Origin of the sequence: Streptomonospora arabica (assembly GCF_039531585.1) — a bacterium.
GTDB classification, from domain to species: Bacteria; Actinomycetota; Actinomycetes; order Streptosporangiales; family Streptosporangiaceae; genus Streptomonospora; species Streptomonospora halophila.
Genome location: NZ_BAAAQI010000002.1, coordinates 424,696 through 441,270, shown reverse-complemented (window position 1 = coordinate 441,270; position 16,575 = coordinate 424,696). Strand labels below are relative to the sequence as shown.

Annotated in this window: 16 protein-coding genes and 1 pseudogene; 9 read left to right on the top strand and 8 right to left on the bottom strand. The window is 72.5% G+C overall.

The window, feature by feature from the left end; all coding sequences use genetic code 11:
• Positions 1 to 51: 51 nt before the first annotated feature.
• The gene (locus ABD284_RS25735) at positions 52 to 279 is read right to left on the bottom strand and encodes a Scr1 family TA system antitoxin-like transcriptional regulator (protein WP_386699747.1); all 228 of its coding nucleotides are present in this window, start codon (positions 277 to 279) and stop codon (positions 52 to 54) included.
• Positions 280 to 2,026: 1,747 nt separating this feature from the next.
• On the opposite strand from ABD284_RS25735, the gene ABD284_RS05035 reads away from it, so the two are divergent.
• Together ABD284_RS05035 and ABD284_RS05030 are read left to right on the top strand one after the other, a co-directional pair.
• Positions 2,027 to 2,215 (top strand): hypothetical protein, encoded by a 189-nt coding sequence (locus ABD284_RS05035; RefSeq protein WP_344141204.1) that lies wholly within the window; start codon positions 2,027 to 2,029, stop codon positions 2,213 to 2,215.
• A gap of 457 nt (positions 2,216 to 2,672) precedes the next feature.
• Positions 2,673 to 3,449 (top strand): hypothetical protein, encoded by a 777-nt coding sequence (locus tag ABD284_RS05030; protein WP_344141203.1) that lies wholly within the window; start codon positions 2,673 to 2,675, stop codon positions 3,447 to 3,449.
• A gap of 108 nt (positions 3,450 to 3,557) precedes the next feature.
• Here the strand turns inward: ABD284_RS05030 and ABD284_RS05025 are convergent, their stop codons facing one another.
• Positions 3,558 to 4,352: a helix-turn-helix domain-containing protein gene (locus ABD284_RS05025; protein WP_344141202.1), complete on the bottom strand. Its 795-nt coding sequence runs from the start codon at positions 4,350 to 4,352 to the stop codon at positions 3,558 to 3,560.
• 140 nt (positions 4,353 to 4,492) lie between these two features.
• On the opposite strand from ABD284_RS05025, the gene ABD284_RS05020 reads away from it, so the two are divergent.
• The 4 genes from ABD284_RS05020 (at position 4,493) to ABD284_RS05005 (ending at position 6,664) form a co-directional block, all read left to right on the top strand.
• Positions 4,493 to 4,927 carry a nuclear transport factor 2 family protein gene (locus ABD284_RS05020; RefSeq protein WP_344141201.1) on the top strand — a complete coding sequence of 145 codons (435 nt, stop codon included), beginning with the start codon at positions 4,493 to 4,495 and terminating at the stop codon, positions 4,925 to 4,927.
• A gap of 109 nt (positions 4,928 to 5,036) precedes the next feature.
• Positions 5,037 to 5,678 (top strand): hypothetical protein, encoded by a 642-nt coding sequence (locus tag ABD284_RS05015; protein ID WP_344141200.1) that lies wholly within the window; start codon positions 5,037 to 5,039, stop codon positions 5,676 to 5,678.
• Between the two features lie 261 nt (positions 5,679 to 5,939).
• On the top strand, positions 5,940 to 6,278 hold the full coding sequence (locus tag ABD284_RS05010; RefSeq protein WP_344141198.1) for an ArsR/SmtB family transcription factor: 339 nt from the start codon (positions 5,940 to 5,942) through the stop codon (positions 6,276 to 6,278).
• Positions 6,275 to 6,664, top strand: coding sequence for a VOC family protein (locus ABD284_RS05005; protein ID WP_344141197.1), 390 nt, complete (start codon positions 6,275 to 6,277; stop codon positions 6,662 to 6,664). Before ABD284_RS05010 ends, ABD284_RS05005 begins: the two co-directional genes overlap by 4 nt.
• Positions 6,665 to 6,780: 116 nt before the next feature.
• Here ABD284_RS05005 and ABD284_RS05000 read toward each other — a convergent pair whose 3' ends face one another.
• Positions 6,781 to 7,521 (bottom strand): helix-turn-helix domain-containing protein, encoded by a 741-nt coding sequence (locus ABD284_RS05000; RefSeq protein ID WP_344141196.1) that lies wholly within the window; start codon positions 7,519 to 7,521, stop codon positions 6,781 to 6,783.
• Between the two features lie 407 nt (positions 7,522 to 7,928).
• Between ABD284_RS05000 and ABD284_RS04995 the strand changes: the two genes are divergently transcribed.
• A complete protein-coding gene (locus ABD284_RS04995) occupies positions 7,929 to 8,546 on the top strand; it encodes a stage II sporulation protein M (protein ID WP_344141195.1) in 618 nt (205 codons plus the stop codon).
• A gap of 173 nt (positions 8,547 to 8,719) precedes the next feature.
• Here ABD284_RS04995 and ABD284_RS04990 read toward each other — a convergent pair whose 3' ends face one another.
• The 3 genes and pseudogenes from ABD284_RS04990 to ABD284_RS04980 form a co-directional block, all read right to left on the bottom strand.
• Positions 8,720 to 9,139: a RidA family protein gene (locus ABD284_RS04990; protein ID WP_344141486.1), complete on the bottom strand. Its 420-nt coding sequence runs from the start codon at positions 9,137 to 9,139 to the stop codon at positions 8,720 to 8,722.
• A 198-nt stretch (positions 9,140 to 9,337) separates the two neighbouring features.
• A pseudogene (locus tag ABD284_RS04985) lies at positions 9,338 to 9,859 on the bottom strand (GrpB family protein); the annotation flags it as partial.
• A 332-nt stretch (positions 9,860 to 10,191) separates the two neighbouring features.
• Positions 10,192 to 11,451 carry an FAD-dependent oxidoreductase gene (locus ABD284_RS04980; RefSeq protein WP_344141194.1) on the bottom strand — a complete coding sequence of 420 codons (1,260 nt, stop codon included), beginning with the start codon at positions 11,449 to 11,451 and terminating at the stop codon, positions 10,192 to 10,194.
• Between the two features lie 258 nt (positions 11,452 to 11,709).
• On the opposite strand from ABD284_RS04980, the gene ABD284_RS04975 reads away from it, so the two are divergent.
• The gene (locus ABD284_RS04975) at positions 11,710 to 12,345 is read left to right on the top strand and encodes a TetR/AcrR family transcriptional regulator (protein ID WP_344141192.1); all 636 of its coding nucleotides are present in this window, start codon (positions 11,710 to 11,712) and stop codon (positions 12,343 to 12,345) included.
• A gap of 100 nt (positions 12,346 to 12,445) precedes the next feature.
• Positions 12,446 to 12,970, top strand: a complete 525-nt coding sequence (locus ABD284_RS04970; protein ID WP_344141191.1) for a hypothetical protein — start codon at positions 12,446 to 12,448, stop codon at positions 12,968 to 12,970.
• A gap of 276 nt (positions 12,971 to 13,246) precedes the next feature.
• Here the strand turns inward: ABD284_RS04970 and ABD284_RS04965 are convergent, their stop codons facing one another.
• Entirely contained in the window at positions 13,247 to 14,710 is a 1,464-nt protein-coding gene (locus ABD284_RS04965) for a PepSY-associated TM helix domain-containing protein (protein ID WP_344141189.1), read from the bottom strand.
• A gap of 1,145 nt (positions 14,711 to 15,855) precedes the next feature.
• On the bottom strand, positions 15,856 to 16,536 hold the full coding sequence (locus ABD284_RS04960) for a TetR/AcrR family transcriptional regulator (RefSeq protein ID WP_386699733.1): 681 nt from the start codon (positions 16,534 to 16,536) through the stop codon (positions 15,856 to 15,858).
• Between the last annotated feature and the right edge of the window lie 39 nt (positions 16,537 to 16,575).

Below are 16,575 nucleotides of genomic sequence, written 5' to 3'. Positions count from 1 at the left end.
CGGCTCCTGGCCAGCTGCAGCCGCTCTTCTCGAAAGCACGTCGCGCACGGATCACTCTCCCGGGGAGGCAGCCACGTCCGCGATGAACTCGGCGGTCCGCTTGGTGCTGAGTGCGAAGCCCTGAAGGTCTCCGAATGTCACGCTATACCGTTCGGTCTCTCCGTGTTGATCCAGGAATACCGAACATGCCGACGTGCCGATCCACGCAATGGGGGAGTCCAGCGGTCCGGGGAAAGTCCACGATCCTAAACGGGATGCGAGGCCGGCGTGTGAGCCGATGCCGAACGGTACGACCTGAACGTCGCCGTCGGCTCACCTTCTGTGCGAAACGCCCTCTTCCCGCCGGTCCACGCTTTCCGCGACACCTGTGCGACCGGCCAAGGTCCGACTGCCCGGCCTGCCCGGCGGCGGCTACACCCTCCGCGTGGAGCGGACCGCAGACGCCCATGACCCTGACCTGCCGGGACGGCGGCGAACCCGAGGCCGGGATGCGGGACGGCCGAAACCGTACGCACCTGATCCCCGGCTCCGAGCGGTCTGGAGGCCGACGCCCAGGCGGGCCGCGGTCCGGCTCTGGTCGATGCCCTGGCCACCGAGCGGGACGGCAACGGTCGCCCGAGCCCACCGCCGTCAGGTTCCACGTGGCCTACGGCCTCTCGGGAAGCCGTTGGTTCGGCGCCTGAGCCCCCCGGCCCCAGGCGCCGAACCCGGCCCCCCACGTGACCCGAGACGGTGCTCCCCCACGCTGTCTCGGGCCGCGGCTCCAATCCCTGCAAAACCCTGAAGGAAGGGAACCTGGACTCAAGATTACCGCTACTCCGCACCCCGCTGGACCCTTTTCCCCGGCTTCCCCGGGGGAAAATTCGAGCCCATCCGAAGGCGCGCTGAACTGCGCCGCCGGGGGCGCTGGGAACGACGTCCACGTGCGCCCGCATACGCACCATTCCGCCGTTTCTGTTCCGGTAATAGGCAGGAGCGGGATCGCCGATGGGAGCGGCCCTTGCCCGGACGGCGCGCACCCGCCATGCCGCGCCCGCCGGGCTGCGCGGGGCAGGAGCGCCGGAGCGGCCGACCGCCGAGTTCGCCGCCGAACACCGCACGGCCGCGGCGATCCAGGAGCGCCAAACGCCGCCCGGCCGTCTGGTTCGGCGAGGCGGCCCAGGCCTCCTGGGCCGCCACGGACCCGGGGCTCGTCGACGCGCCCGACACCGACGCCCTCCTCCCCGCCCTGTGGGCCGGCACCGCCGCGCCGGGCCGTCCGGCCTCTGCGGGCACGGCGGGCGCCGACGGCTCCGCCCTGGGCGTCCCGAGCCGGGGGCGCAAATCGCGTACCCGTACGTATGCAGGCGCGTCGACCGACACGGCCCCCTCCGGCCCGCCCTCCGCGGCGCGGCGAAGTGAGTCGCTCCTGCGCAGCCGCGGCTCCGCTCCCTACGGCTCCGGGGGCGGCCGCCGAGCCCGCGCCGACCCCTCCGCCCCGCCTCCCCCGGCAGTAGGGACCATCGCTCTTTCCGGGTCCGCCGGAGCTTTTTCAGGGCCTGCGCGGGCCGGGCGGCGGGTCCGCATGCCGGTCGGCCGCCCCGGCGGAGGCGCTTCGCGCCGCCGCTTCCTGGCGACCGCCGAGCGGACACCGCGCGCAACGCCCAAAACGATCCGGAAACCGAGCGAGCGACCGAACAGGAAGGGTGCCGACCGAGTTCCGGCTACCGGTTATACAATGCCGAGTTCAATCGCCGTGAAAAATGCGGAGGGTCGTCGCCGCACGAGAAATAGCCGTCCTCGTTCGGTCGCAAACGGGCTCGAAGGGTTTCGAGGGCGGGATTTCGCACGCCATCGAACTGAAAGAGTCGCCGATTGCAGCGGCACGGTCGTTCTCCGTCGAAATCCACAAGTCCACCGAGTTCGGTTCCCATCGCGGCGAGACGAAGCCGACGCACGGAATCGGGGCGGAGGGCGACGGAGACCCGCCCCCGAGCGCATCCCCGCGTCGTCGAAGGCGGTCGTCGCCGCGGAGTCGCGGGGCCGCATGACCCGGAGCGAGGGATACGCCGTCTACAGCGGCGATCCCGGCGACGACCCGACTCGCCGGAGCGGCCCCGACGCCGGGCCGAACGCGTTCCACGTCGACGCCCCCGGACGATTCGACGAGAATTTCGCCGGCATCCACGGAGACGACGCCAAGGTGAAGCCGACGTCTGAGCCCGAGCTGAAGTAACCCGCGGCGACCGGCGCTCGCGGGCCTCCTGGGAGAGCTTCCCCAGAGGGCCGCGAGTTCCGCCGCGCGGTTTCCGTACCCCGTCCGCGGACGGGATCCTCATACGTCCGATGATCGCGGCGTCGGTAAACCGGCGGCCTTGCCGCGAGGACAGCGGAACATATCGCGCGGGGCGGGAAGTACTCCCGCCGACGCACAGCGAACGGCGGCGCTCCTGACGGAATTACGGCATCCTGAATTCCCCGGAGCCGAGTACCGGTCGGTCCGCACCACTACCGCTGTATGCGGAGGCCTCGTGCACGTCGATCCCCCCGATACACCGCGACCCGCCTCACCACCAGCGCCGACGCCGCCGGTCCCCAACCCGCCCCCGCCTCCGCCGCCTCCCCCCGGCCAGGGGGCCGCCCAGCGACCGCTGTGGCGCAGAAGGCCCCTCCTGTTCGGCTGCGGGGGGATCGTGTTCCCGCTGCTGTGGATGTGGCCGCTCATGGTGGCGGGGAAGAAGGCGGCGGACCGGATCTTCAAACCGCGCAACCCCTCCATCGCGCGTGCCGACGACCCGCTGGACCTGCTGCAGACCATCCGCGCCGTCGCGGGGTTCGTGGTCGTGGTGGGCGTGGCCGTCTACTTCGAGGACACCGAGTCGGTGGAACGCGCGGCGTCGGGCCGGAGCCTGCTGGAGTCGATCGCGGCCGCCTTGGCGGCGCTGCTGGTCGCCTTCGCCTACTTCCTGGTCCGGGCCCGCGGGCAGCAGGTGCGCGCCGAGCTGCTGCGGCGGTTCCTGCGCTACTCCGTGGTGTCCGTCGCGCTGTTCGCCGGCGCGTACCTGCTGTTCTTCGCGGTGTCCGCGTCGGGCATGCGCCTGGTCGACGAACTGGGCCGGGACCGGTGGTATGTCGGAGTGATCGCCTTCGCCGCGCTCTTCATCGGAGGCGGCTTCGTCATGGGGTTCGTCTTCTGGTCGCTGTTCATGGTCGCCAAGCACGCGTTCAACGCCGGCGACGTGCACCCCATGCTTCCGTGCTTCTGCGCCCCCATCGCGTCGACGGGCCTGGCCGTCGTCGGCCTGGCCCGGCTGGCGGGCCCCACACCCTTGTGGCTCAGCCTCGCCCTCTCGGCGGGCGGCATCCTCACCGTGACCGCCCTGGGCGTCGCCGAATGGCACCGGCTCAGCAAGGGGCACGGTTTCACCCTCGACACCGTTCCCGCCCCCGCCGCGCGGCCCGATCCCTAGCCCGGCGCGTGCGTGCAGCCCTTGCGGGCGCGGGTGGCTCGGCGGAGAGCGGGGACCCACCGGCGGGAGCCGCCCCCCGTGTGCCCGGCCCGCGGCCGGCCTCCCGGCTCACTCCTCCATGGCGCGCAGGAGGCGGGCCGTCGCGGGGTCCGCGGGATAGAACGTCTCGATCGCTATCTCGTCCAGCGTCACGTCGCGCGGCGAGCCGAACACGGTGGTGGTGTAGAGCAGCGCGAGGTCGCCGTACTCCGTCGCCATGCGCAAGGGCACCGCGAGGTCGTCGGACGCGTCGGAGGCGGGGCCGTCCTCGGCCGGGTCCCCACCGGGGCCGGGGTATCCCTCCAGTTCGGCGAGCAGCTCGGCCAGGCCGGGCGCGGCGGTGCGGTCGAGCTGCCGGCGGACGCGCCGCAGCACGTGCCGGCGCCACCGGCCCAGGTTGCGGATGCGCGGCGCCAGGCCGTCGGGGTGCAGCGTCACGCGCAGCACGTTGATCGCGGGCTTGGTCAGCTCGGGCGGCACGCCGTGCAGGAACGCCGACATCGCGCGGTTCGCCGCGAGCAGTTCCCAGCACACGTTCACCGCGAGCGCCGGGTTCGGCTCCTGGCCGGTGAGGACCGATCGCACCGCGTCGCCGGCGGCACCCAGATCCGTGAAGGGGCGCTCGGGGTGCGCGGGGGCGAACCCGGCCGCCAGGTACAACGCGTTGCGCTCGCGCAGGGGGACGTCCAGCTCCTCGCACAGCCGCTCGATCATTCCCCGGCTCGGGCTGGCCCGGCCGGTCTCGATGTAGCTCAGGTGCCGGGTGGAGACGTCCGCGGCGAGCGACACGTCCAACTGCGAGCGCCGCCGGTGCTCGCGCCAGCGTCGCATCAGCGCTCCTACCGGCTCGGTGGTGACCGTCATGCGGCAACGTTCCCGCACCCGCGGCGGAGCGGCAATGACCTCCCGGGTTATCGACGGGCCGCACCGGTGCCGCCAGTCTCGGAGTACACGGCCGGTGCCGCACCGGCGCCGGCCGCGGCATCCGGAAGGGAGAACACGCCATGACCACCGAAACCGGTACGACCGGCGACGACGGCACCGAGAGCCGCAACGGCGGGGGCACCGCATCGGCCATCGGCCGCTACCTGGAGTTCTGGAACGGCCCGGCCGCTGAGCAGCGCAGACTCGCGCCGGGAGTCTTCACCGAGGACGTCGACTACCGCTCGCCCGTGGCGATGATGTCGGGAACCGAGCCGCTCGTCGCGTTCCGCACGCAGTTCATCGAGCACGCGGGCGACGCCTCGTTCGTCGCCCGGCGGGAACCGGAGCAGCACCACGACCGGATCCGGCTGCTGTGGGAGATCCGGCTCGCCGACGGCACGTCGTTCGCGACCGGCACCGACGTGCTGACGCTCGCCGCGGACGGGCGCATCGCCTCGGTCAGCGCTTTCCTGGACCGCGCGCCCGAGGGCTTCGAGCACGAGGACCACGCGTGACCGCAGGCGGACACATGTCCGAGAAGGCCGCCGACGTCCACCGGTACGAGGCTTCGGCGGGCGGTTCGGCGGCGGAAGAGCGGGAGCGGGGGAGAAAGGGAGCGCAGGCATGCTGTTCATCGAGGTTTTCGCACCTCAGGGTGCTTTGGGTGCCGAGGGGCGCGAGCTGCTGGCCACGAGGCTGGTGGAGCTGGACGACGGGGTGGACCGGGGTGAGTACCACCCGGAGTCCGTCGAGGAGAACTCGCGCGCGTACACGCAGGTCGTCGTGCACGAGCCGCTGACGTGGTTCGCCGGGGAGCACAAGGTCGGCGCCGACTGGCCGCAGCGCTACGCGGTGCGGGTGCGGCTCCCGTCCCCCTGGGTCAAGGAGGCCGCCGGGGAGTTCGTCGAGCGCTACAACCGCATCGTCGCCAACACCGTGCGGGATGTCCGGGGACCCGGCGCCGAGCCGCAGGTGTGGGTCGAGGTGCACGGCGTCCGCGAAGGGACGCTGGGCCTGGACGGGCAGGCGATGGGTTCCGAGGCGATCACGCGGCTGTTCACGGGCTCGTGGCGGGAGTCCGTTGAGGGCCGGGGACCCGTTCCGGGGCCGGAGCCCGGGACGGTGCACTGCCCGGTGTGCAGCATGGTCGTCAAGCTCGACGGCTCCGCGATCACCCTGGACCACGAGGGCGACGTGTACGGCTACTGCAGCAAGCACTGCCGCAAGGCCCACGCCGAGGAACTGGGAGTCCCGGTTCCGGCGTGAGGGGAGGGGCGCGGAGCCGACCGTCGCGGGGCGCCGCGGACAGCGGAGACGGCGCGCACGGCGGGCGGCCGCGCCCTGCCGGCGGGGATGAGGGCTGCCCGCTGCTGGTGGTGTGCGGGGAGCGGCGGACCTGAGTATCCGGGTATGCGGGTACGGGTATCGGGGGTCGACGTGCAGGTGGGTGCGGGGATGGCGGGGACGGGGGCTCGAACCTCTACGAACCTTGACATGCAAGCGTTCACTTGCCTAATGTGTTCGAGGGTGGGAGACATATTCAAGGCCCTGGCCGACCCCACGCGGCGGACCATCCTCGACGAGCTGACCGAACGCAACGGCCAGACCCTCTTCGAGATCTGCGCCCGGCTGTCCACCAAGCACGGGATCGGTTCGTCGCGGCAGGCGACCTCGCAGCATCTCGACGTTCTCGAGGAGGCGGGCCTGGTCGCGACCAGGCGCGAGGGCCGATACAAGTTCCACTACATCGACACCGGACCGCTTGAACCGATCGTCGAGCGGTGGCTCAAGAAGACCGGCGAGGACGTGGCCGGCGGCCGCCCTGACACCGGCGCGGATACAGAGGGGACAGAGGGACCGACATGAGGATCAACCTGACGAGCGTGTTCGTCGACGACCAGGAGAAGGCGCTGCGGTTCTACACCGACGTGCTGGGCTTCGTGAAGAAGCACGACGTCCCCCTGGGCGAGGACCGGTGGCTGACCGTGGTCTCTCCGGAGGACCCCGACGGCACCGAACTGCTGCTCGAACCGAGCGGCCACCCGGCGGTAAAGCCGTTCAAGGAGGCGCTGGTCGCCGACGGAATCCCGTTCACCTCGTTCGCCGTCGACGACGTCAAGGCCGAGCATGAGCGGCTGCGCGGGCTCGGCGTGCGCTTCACCCAGGAGCCCGTCGACATGGGTCCGGTCACCGCGGCGGTGCTCGACGACACCTGCGGCAACCTCATCCAGATCGCTCACCAGGCGGTATAGCGGGGCAATGGGGCTGCAGCGCGACAGCGGGACACGCGGCGGAGCGGTGCCGGGGGGCCGGAGGCAGAGCCGGCGCTGATGGAGGGCGGGCAGCGCCGTCCGTGTCCCGCGCCGGGTCAGGCCGTGCCGTAGCTCGTGTCCGCAGCGTCCTCCGCGAGGAGGGCGGCCAGCCGCTTGAGTACCTGTAGCTGTGCCGGGTTGTACAACTGCACCATCGCCTCGGCCATCGTGTGTTCAGCGTGCTTCGCACCCCGCGGCGCATCCGCCGCCGGGTCCTTCGACCACGGATGCTTCTCGCGCGCTCTGCGGACCGCCGGCAGCATGCGTGCCGCGAGACGGTCGATTGCGGCATCGTCCGCGTCCGGAGGGAGTGCCTCGAACTCCTCATCGGTGTGGTCCGGTTCGCTGAGCAGTTCCCGGAACTCTTCTGTTGACTCCTCGCTGAGTACGGTCGAGTAGATCAGCAGCAAGGATCGCTGTCTGTCGGAGAGGCCGCGAGAGACCGGAGCGAACGCAGGCGGGACGTAGGCCGGCGCGCGGTGGCGCAGGATGACGGCCAGTTCCGCCCGCACGCGGTTGAGCCGGGCGACCGTCGCCTCCAGTTCCGCATCCAGCGCGCGGATCGCCTCGTCCGGGTCCTCGTCCGCTCGTCCCATCGCCGCCACCTCTGACAGCGGGACTCCCAGATCGCTCAACCGCTTGATCTGCAGCAGGCGGATCAAGTGGGGGACCTTGTACTGCTTGTATCCGTTCGCTGTTCGCTCCGGAACGTCCAGCAACCCGATCCTGTGGTAGTACCGAACGGCCTTCACCGTCGTGTCGGCGAGTTCGGCAAGCTGCTGGGTGCTCCATGCCATGCGACGCCTCCCCTCGCTCCGTTATTGCGCGCGGTTTTGCCCCCCACGCTCATATGCAGTCCACACCCTGCCCCAAGGGCACGGTCAAGGCGGCATCCCCGATGCCTCGCGGTTGCCGGGGCGACCGCCGTTGCGGTCGGTCACCGGCAGATGGAGCCGGCCCTCGTCGGCCCTCGCCGCCCCGTGTCCGGGCCGCGCTTGACCCTGCCCCGAGGACATGGTCTGGAGTGGTGGTCGGCCGCCTGCGAGACGCGTCTCGACGTCCCTGCCGCGGGCTGCACCACTGTGCATCGTGTGAGCGGACAGCACGTCGGCGCGCATCCGCGGCGAGGCGGCCATCCCGGTAGCGGAATGCCGAGTACAGCGCCAAGCGGCTCCTCAGCCGACTCGACCACGGAGCAGGACACATGCGATACCTCCGCACGTCTTTCCAGATCATCCGCGCGAACCTGCGCACCTACGCGGTGCTGAACGCGTTCATGTACGGCCTGTTCCTCATCGGTATGGGGGCCGCGCTGATCTTCCCGGACCTGAACGCCGCGCAAGTCGCCTCCCAGCAGGAGGACGGGACAGCGGACCTGGTGGCGGCGCTGCTCGGCAACGTCTGGCTGTTCAGTCTGACCATCTTCGCGGTCAACGTGCTGACCGTCGCCGTGGCCACCATCCTGCTGCCCTCGATGATCGTGCCCTTCGCCGGCATCGTCGCTTTCACGTACCGAGCGTTCAACTTCGGCGTGACCCTCGCTCCGGTCGACGAGACGACGGCGAGACTTCTGGTCCCGCACTCTCTGACGATCCTCATCGAGTTGCAGGCATACGTCCTCGTGACGCTCGCCGCCTACCTGCTCGGGAGGGCCTGGCTGCGCCCGAACACGGTCGACGCTCGGAACCGCCGTCAGGGATACGTCCGCGGGCTGCGGCAGGTCGGCTGGGTGAGCCTTCCCGCGCTGGTTCTGTTCGTCGTCGGGGCGGTCTATGAGGCCGTCGAGCTCATCTACATCGTTCCGCCTCTCGTTACAGGCTGATTCCAAGGTGTCGGCATCCACAACCGGCGACCGCTCGGCCGAACCCGCCGTCTTCCCCTCCGGCGGTCCGACCGGTCAGCTTCCGGTGCCAGGCAGGGCAGGCTGGGGCAGGACAGAGCGGCAGCGCGTCCTGCAATGTCGGGTGGGACATCCCCGGCACCGGGGGCCCACCGCTAATCTCCGGCCGCCACGGCCACCGCGGCCACCGCTTCGACTTCCACCAACTGGTCCGGGTATCCCAGGACGGCCACACCCAGGAGCGTGCTCGGAGCGTCGTGGTCGCCCATGTGCTCGCGGACGACCCGCCACGCACTGACCAGGTCTGTCCGGTCTGCGGATGCTACGTACACGGTCGTCTTGACGACGTCGTCCAGAGTGGCTCCGGCGCTGCTCAGGGCCTGACGCAGGTTGCTCATGACCTGGCGGGCCTGGGCGGCGACGTCGCCGCCCGCGACCGTCCGCCCGTCGGCGTCCAGCGGGCAGGCACCCGCCGTCCAGACCGCGCGCACCGGCCCTTCGCCTCCCTCGGCCAGGTCGGCGTAGGCGGCGTAGGCGTAGTCCACCGCCGCCGCGAGTTCGCTGTCGCGGACCAGCCGAACGCCGGCGCATGGCCGCGTGCGGGCCGCTCCGCCGGAATCTCCGCCGGGACGTCCCCGCTCACCGCGAACGTGCTCATCGGAAGGTGCCGCGGACTGGTCCGCGGAGTGTTCGGCGGACTGCTCCTTGGACTGCTTCACGGACTGTTCCGCGGACTGCTCTGCGGACCGCTTCACGGACTGCTCCAGGGATTCGGCCACGAACCATCCCTTTCCCTCCGTGTACGCTTCGCGGTCGTCGCTGTGCCGCCGGGCCAGGCGGCGTTTCAGATCCGCGTAGCGCCGCGCGAGCCCGTCGTCACCGCGCAGCGCGTCGCGGAACGCGATCTGCTCGGCCCATCGCGGGTGCCCCGCTCGAATCAGATGCAAGTGGGCCTCGCGCCGCTCTCCGGCGGCGTCGGGCTTGACGAAGAAGCGCCGCCAAGGCCGTCCGTCCAGTTCCGGAGGAACAGCGCACCAGCCGTCGGCGGCCAGTCGCTCCGCGGCCCGGTCGGCCGCGGTGTCCGGGTCGCCGACGGAGGCGGCCAGGTCGACGATCGGCTTGGCCGCGAGCCCGGGCACAGCCGTGGACCCGACGTGCTCGACCCCCTCGACCAGCCACGGAGCCAGAATCTCGGCAAGGCGCGCGCGCTCTGCGCCGGCCCGGACAGGCCACCGGGGGTCGTAGGAGACGACTTCGGCCGACTCGTGGGCCCAGGTCGGCTGATCGTCGCTCACCCGGACACCCTAGCGCCGGACCGCCGCGCCCACGCGGGGTCCGAGGGCGGTGCGAGCGGGCCGCGTGCGCTCGGCGGGGAGCTTCGTGCGGCGGGCCGCGGCCGACTGCCGCAGTGTCCCGGGGCGGAGCGCACGGCGCACGTGGTGCTCGGCGGACCGTCGACCGGGGCCCGTACCCCGGCGGACCCGGCGCCCGGCATCCCGGCGCCCGGCATCCCGGGGCGTCAGATCCGTACGGTGACCGAGATCCGCGGGATCCAGTCCGACGGTGTCGGAGCCGCCCAGACGAAGCGGCACCGAGCGCACGCCTTCTCTCGACGGGCCGCAGGGCGCTACGCGTCCCCGCCGTTCCTCACCGCCGGGGCCGACCGCGCCTCGCGGCGGGCGAAGGCGGGCGCGCGCTCGGGGCGTACACCCACCCCGACCAGGTGCGCCGGTATCGCCGAAAGGCGCGGCATCGCCCGTACCGCGGACAGCAGCAGCTTCGGCGGAGCAGGGCGCCGACCCGCCAGGATCGGTCCCAGCAGGCGCCTGTGCAGAATCCGCTGCAGGGTCTGGGTCACCACGGTGGGCAGGCGGCGCCGGCGGCGCACCGCGTCCAGGGTCCGGTCGGTGACGCGACCGGCGCCGAGCGGCCCGGCGAGCAGGGTCGCGGCGGCCACGGCGTCCTGGACGGCGAGGTTGATGCCCACCCCGCCCAGCGGCGACATGGCGTGCGCGGCGTCGCCGATGCACAGCAGTCCGCCGGTGTGCCAGCGGCGCAGCCGGTCCAACCGCACGTCCAGGTGTTTGACGTCGTCCATGGACTCCAGTTCACCGACGGTGTCGGCCAGTTCGGGCATCAGCCCGACGACGTCGCGGCGCAGCGCCTCGATGCCGCGGGCGCGCAGGTCGGCGTCGGTGCCCTTGGGTCCCAGGTAGGCCATCTGCAGGTAGCCCTTGCGGGGGATCGGGACGAGGAGCGCTTGTCGGCCGATGCGCGGGGTCAGGAACGGGGGCACCTCGCCGCGGGCCGGCACCCGGAACCACCAGGCGTCGAACGCGACGGGGTACTCGCGCACGGTCAGACCGGGGTGGCCGCGCGCCATCGACCAGCGGCCGTCGCAGGCCACGGTCAGGTCGGCGTGCAGCTCGCCGGGGCCGCCGGGCCCCTCGTAGCCGACGCCGGCGATACGGCCGCCCTCCTGCAGCAGGCCGGTGGCCTCGGTGCTCATGCGCAGCGTGAAGGAGGGCTCCTCCGCTCCCGCCTCGGCGAGCAGGTTGAGCAGGTCCCACTGCGGGACCATCGCGATGTAGGGATGGTTCAGCCGCAGTCGGCGGAAGTCGCCCAGGACCAGCTTCCGTCCGTCGGGGCCGTCGAAGGACAACTGCTCGACCTTGCTGTGCGGCAGGGCGGCGAAGCGCTCGCCCAGGCCCAGGTCGTCGAGCAGGCGGATCGTCGTGGGGTGGACCGTATCGCCGCGGAAGTCGCGCAGGAAGTCGGCGTGCTTCTCCAGCACCGTGACCTGCACTCCGGCGCGGGACAGCAGCAGGCCGAGCATCATCCCGGCCGGTCCGCCGCCGATGATCGCGCAGGTGGTCGTCTCGCTCATCTGTGAACTCCCTCGTTCTCGATGCGAGCGGCGCGCGGGGCCGTCCGGCCCTCGGCTCGGCTGGACCGCCCCGGCCCCCCGGCCCGCAGTCGGCCGGGTGCGCCTCCGATCGACATCGGTCGATCTCTACAAACGTAGAATTCTACGGGCGTAGATGTCAACGCCTGTGGAGTTTTTACGTGGAGGAGCGTGCTCTCGGCGGCCGGCGTGCCTGGACAGGGCTAGAATTCCCCATGTAGGGAAATCAGAGGAGGCGCCGTGACCACAGGGGACGCTGAGGGGGCCGACAGGCGGCCGGGCGGGCGCAGGCCCGGGAGGAGCGGAACCAAGGAGGCGATCCTGGCCGCGGCCCGCGAGCAGTTCGCCGACAAGGGCTACACCGGCGCGACCTTCCGCGGTATCGCCGCTCAAGCCGGCGTCGACCCGGCCCTGGTGCGGCACTTCTACGGCACCAAGGACCAGTTGTTCGCCGCGACGCTGGCGCTTCCCGGCGAGGCGCTGGGCCGCCTCCAGCAGGCCTTCGAGGGCGGCACCGAAGAGCTGGGCGAGCGGTTCGCCCGCGCGTACCTGGGCCTGTGGGAGGACCCGGAGACCCTTCCGGCGCTGAAGGCGATCGTGCGCACCGCCCTGACCACCGACCAGACCGCCGACCTGATGCGCGACTTCCTGCAGGAGCGCATCCTGGGAGAGCTCGCTTCGCGGCTGGGCGACGACCAACCGCGCCTGCGGGCCGTGCTGGCGGCCACGCACCTTGTCGGCGCGGCGGTGGCCCGCCACGTGATAGGCGTCGAGCCGCTGGCCTCGCTCGACTTCGAGAACCTGGTGTCCCTGCTGGCCCCGAACCTGCAGAGCTATCTGACCGGTGACCTGCCCGAACACGCCCGCCTTTCGTGACCGGCCGGCGCGGTGGCGCACGCGCCCACCGCCGCCGACTCCCGGCGGATGACCGCGCCGCCGGCCGGAGCGCCCGGTTGCGCCCTGCCATACTCGTTCCATGTCCGGTCAGAGCGTCCCGCCCCGCCACCGCGCCGCCGCCGGCCTGCTGCGGCTGGCCCGGGCGGGGCACGCACAATGGCTCTTCGGCAACCTCTACGAGGCTGTCGTGAAGGTCCCAGACCTGCTCGCGGAGCGCGCCGGGGAACCCGCCGAGGGAGCGGGATGCGGGGGCGGCGGCGCGCTGACGCCGCTCGGTCCGGGCAGCCCCGTGCGCTACTACGCGGCCGCCATGCCGGCCACGACCCCCGCTGTCCTCGTCGCGGCGGCCATGGGCTGGGACAAGCCGGAGAGCCGGCCGTGGCTCGCCGCGGCCGCCGCGTGCTCGCTCTCCGGCAGCGCGGCGAGCGTCTACCTCGTCCGGGCGGTCAACCTGAGGCTGTTCTTCGGCGACCGGGCGCTCAGTACGGCTGAGCGGGAGAGGCTGCTGCGGACCTGGTACCGGGTGAACGCCTTCCGGATGGCCGCGGCCGGTGCGGCGCTGGCGGCCGCGGGCAGGGGAGGCACCCGGCTGCTCCGCCGCTGACCGGCGGGCGCGCCACGGGCCGGGATACCGCAGGATCGCCGGGACACGGCTGTGGGCGGTGGTGACGCCCAGGTGCAGCGTGTCGCCGATGGGGGCGGCGTGCTCCTCGACGCCGCCTCCGCGAGCCGTGCAGCCGCCGGGCGACGGCGGCGTTCGTGTGGCCTGGGCCGCAGCGCCCGGGTGCGGAAACCCGCAGCACCGCACGGAGGCCGCGGCCCGCCCGCGCCGGCGGGCGCGGACGGACCGCGGTCGGCGGGCGGTCTTCCCGCCGACCGGTCAGGGCCGGGGCGGAACCGCCGCGTCCTGCCGTTCCCCGGCGTCCTCGCGCTGCGCGTCGGGGCCGGGCGGGCGGGAGCCCTTCGTTCGGGCGCGCCATCCCAGCAGTACGTCCACGGCCAGGAACAGCAGCAGCGACGCGCCCAGCAGCGGCACCGCGAAGCCGATCAGCGCCAGCAGGAGGACGACCGCGAGCTTGTAGCCCAACGGAAGAGCGCGGAAGGACCCGCGCGGGAAGGGGCGCCCGACGCCCAGCGCGCCCGACCGGGTCGGCCGCCGCTGCCACCACATGCGGTAGCCCATGACGATCACGGTGATCAGGCCGCCGGCCAGCGCGGTGAGCAGGAGCTGGTTGGCCGGGCCGAAGAGCGTGCCCATGTGGGCGTCGATCCCCCACGTGGTGAGCTTGGCCATGAGGGGGTAGTCGGCGAACCGGACGACGTCGGTCACCTCCGCGGTCTCCGCGGAAACCGCCGCCGAGTCCCCCTGAGTGGGCCAGCCGCTGCCGATCTGGTTCACCACGTACGTGGATTCGCCGTCTTCCGGCAGGGCCACCTCGACGGGGCCGTCCAGGCCGGCCTCGCGCGCGCTGGCCAGGACGGCGTCGACCCCGGCGTCGGCACCCGCGTTCGCGCCCGCGTCGCTGGAGGCGGCCGGGGCCGCGGTCGAGACGGCGGGCGTGGTCCAGGCGAGCCGCTCCCGCAGGTCGCCGATGTTGGCGCCGGCGTACTGGGACCAGGTCATGCCGGTAGCGGACAGGAACAGCAGGCCGACCAGCAGCCACAGGCCGGTGGCGCCGTGGATCGACATGGACCGCGCGCGGCCCCGCGAGGTCCCCGCGCCGGGCACCAGCACGCCGCGCACGCCGCCGCCCGCGCGCCACCTGCGCGAGACCCACAGCACGACGCCGCCCAGCGCGACCAGCCACATCCAGCTCGCTGCCAGCTCGCTGTAGTGGCGCCCGAAGTCGCCCATGTGCAGGCTGCGGTGCAGCACGTCGGTCCAGGTGCGCACGGGGAGGGCGCCGCTGGTGCCGTAGGTCTCCATTACGCCGAGGACCTCGCCGCCGTGGGGGTCGACGAACACGGTCATCCGGTGGCTGTCCTCCAACTCGGGTGCGTTGAACAGCACCCGGGTGGAGTCCTCGTCCGTGGTGGCCGGGCGGACCGCGTCGAGCTCCGCGTCGGATACCTCCTCCTCGGCGATCTCCACCTGCTCGCTGAGCGCGAGGGAGTCGCCCGAGGGCGCCACTCGAAGCTGCTCGGCGTAGACCGCCTGCTCGATCTGGGGTGTCCAGACGTACAGCAGTCCGGATACGGCGGCGACCAGGATGAAGGGGGCGACGAACACCCCGGCGTAGAAGTGCAGGCGCAGCACCAGCGGGCGCAGTGCCGCCCATGCCCTGCGATGGTCGGATCCCGAGGGGGGCACGTCCTTAGCGGGCGTGTCGGTCGTCCGTCCCATGTGGGCGGTTCTCCTCTCGTCGTCGGCGCGGTCGCTTCGGCGGCGCTCGGCGCTCCGAGCGCGCGGTCCGCGCCGATGGTGGGGGTTTCTTTCCATAAGGGTCGTTCGTAAAGGCCGATGAGTTCCCGCCGGATCGTCCTTCTGCGCGCGGCCTGCGGACGCGCGCTTACGCCGCGACCGGCGGGAGGGCCGAGCCGCGTCGGAGGGGAGAGGGAGGGGGGAAGGGGGAAGGGGAGGGGATGGCGAAGGTGGAAGGCATAGAGGGGGATGTGCGGACTGTCGCATCCGGCGGGGGCCATGAAACCACTTATGGTGACATTTCAGCTACCCCGGGAACATGATCCCCGAACACCCTTATACGGGACGGATAGGCGGATTTCGCCGCCGTCAGCGCGAAACAGGACCGCAATCGCCGGCCCGGATCGAGACACCGGGCAAGACCCGGAATTTGGATCACCTGAAACACGCGCAACAGCCCACCCGTAATCCCCATCCGCCTCACCCGCCCCCTGCCGTCGCTCCGACGATTGGCGGGGCGGGGCGGGCGTTGTCGAGGTGGGGGGTGGGGGTTCGTCCGGGGCGGGCTCGGGGGCGCGCTCACTGATGGCAGTCCGCGCGGTGGGCACCGGGGCGGGATCGGCGGTCGCGGCCGAGGGGGTCTGGGCCGCGCCGGACCGAGCATGCCCAGCGCCGCGCGCGCAGGGCGGGCCGTCTCCGGCCGGCCCGTACCCTGCGGACCGGCCTGCGCCTCACCCGCCCCTGTGCTGACGATCCGGCGAGGGGGAGGCGGGCGGGGGTGCCGAGGTGGGGGGCCCGCGAACCGGCGAGAGCGGGAGCGGTGGCTCGGGTGCGGCGCACGGCCAGCTGCATGTCGGCGGCGGGTGGGGGGTTCGTTCGGGAAGGGCTCGGGGGCGCGCTCACTGATGGCAGTCCGCGCGCTGGGGTACCGGGGTGGGATCGGCGGTCGCGGCCGCCGGGGTCTGTGCCGCGCCGGACCGAGCGTGCCCAGCGCCGCGCGCGCAGGAGGGCGGGCCGTCTCCGGCCGGCCCGTACCCTGCGGACCGGCCTGCGCCTCACCCGCCCCTGTGCCGCAGGGCACCGCCGCCGCCGTACCCTGCGGCGGCCGGCGTGAGGGCGGGCGCGGGCTATGTGCCGCGCCGGGCAGCGATGCCCGCGAGGACCAGGTCCAGCACCTGGTCGAAGTAGGAGTTCCCCACGGCGAGGGCGTCCGACGCCGTGACCGCCGCGGAGAGGGCGGCGTCCGGCGTGCCCGGGGGCGAGGACGTCGTGCGCAGCGCCACGGCCGTCGTGGCCGCGCCGATGATCTGGTTGGAGATCGCCCGGATCGCGACGGCCTGCTCCTCGTCGCTCCCGCCGCACGCCTGAAGCGCTCCGATGATCCGCCGCGACAGCGCGACCGCGTTCGGTCCGATCAGCGGCCGCGAGCCGGCGAACCCCGCGGCCCAGGTGTGCGCGGTCAGCGCCGCGTAGAACCCGTGGGCGGTCTCCTTGACCGCGGTGTCCCAGGGCGTCTCCGGCCCCGGCAGGGCCGCGGCGGCCCCGGCCAGGACCTCGTCCACCGCCAGGTCCACGAGGTCCTCCCGGCGTTCGACGTACCAGTACAGGCTCGTGGCGTGCACCCCGAGCTCCGCGGCGACCTTGCGCATCGTCAGCGCGGTGGCGCCGTCGCGGTCGAGCAGCGCGACCGTCGCGGCGACGATGCGCTCCCGGCTGAGCGCGGGCTGGGACCGCCGGCCGCGCTGCGGCCGGTGGAAGACGCTGTCGAACTGCCGGTCGGATCGTGGTTCAGCCATGCCCAACAGCATAAGACGGATCATACGTTGTATGCCTCTATCAAACAGTGT

Coding starts and splice junctions, on each gene's coding strand:
- ABD284_RS05020 (WP_344141201.1), top strand. CDS start 4,493: ATGACCACCGAAACCGGTACGACCGGCGACGACGGCACCGAGAGCCGC.
- ABD284_RS04970 (WP_344141191.1), top strand. CDS start 12,446: ATGTCCGGTCAGAGCGTCCCGCCCCGCCACCGCGCCGCCGCCGGCCTG.
- ABD284_RS05005 (WP_344141197.1), top strand. CDS start 6,275: ATGAGGATCAACCTGACGAGCGTGTTCGTCGACGACCAGGAGAAGGCG.
- ABD284_RS04980 (WP_344141194.1), bottom strand. CDS start 11,451: ATGAGCGAGACGACCACCTGCGCGATCATCGGCGGCGGACCGGCCGGG.
- ABD284_RS05015 (WP_344141200.1), top strand. CDS start 5,037: ATGCTGTTCATCGAGGTTTTCGCACCTCAGGGTGCTTTGGGTGCCGAG.
- ABD284_RS04965 (WP_344141189.1), bottom strand. CDS start 14,710: ATGGGACGGACGACCGACACGCCCGCTAAGGACGTGCCCCCCTCGGGA.
- ABD284_RS04995 (WP_344141195.1), top strand. CDS start 7,929: ATGCGATACCTCCGCACGTCTTTCCAGATCATCCGCGCGAACCTGCGC.
- ABD284_RS04960 (WP_386699733.1), bottom strand. CDS start 16,536: ATGCTGTTGGGCATGGCTGAACCACGATCCGACCGGCAGTTCGACAGC.
- ABD284_RS05025 (WP_344141202.1), bottom strand. CDS start 4,352: ATGACGGTCACCACCGAGCCGGTAGGAGCGCTGATGCGACGCTGGCGC.
- ABD284_RS05000 (WP_344141196.1), bottom strand. CDS start 7,521: ATGGCATGGAGCACCCAGCAGCTTGCCGAACTCGCCGACACGACGGTG.
- ABD284_RS05035 (WP_344141204.1), top strand. CDS start 2,027: ATGACCCGGAGCGAGGGATACGCCGTCTACAGCGGCGATCCCGGCGAC.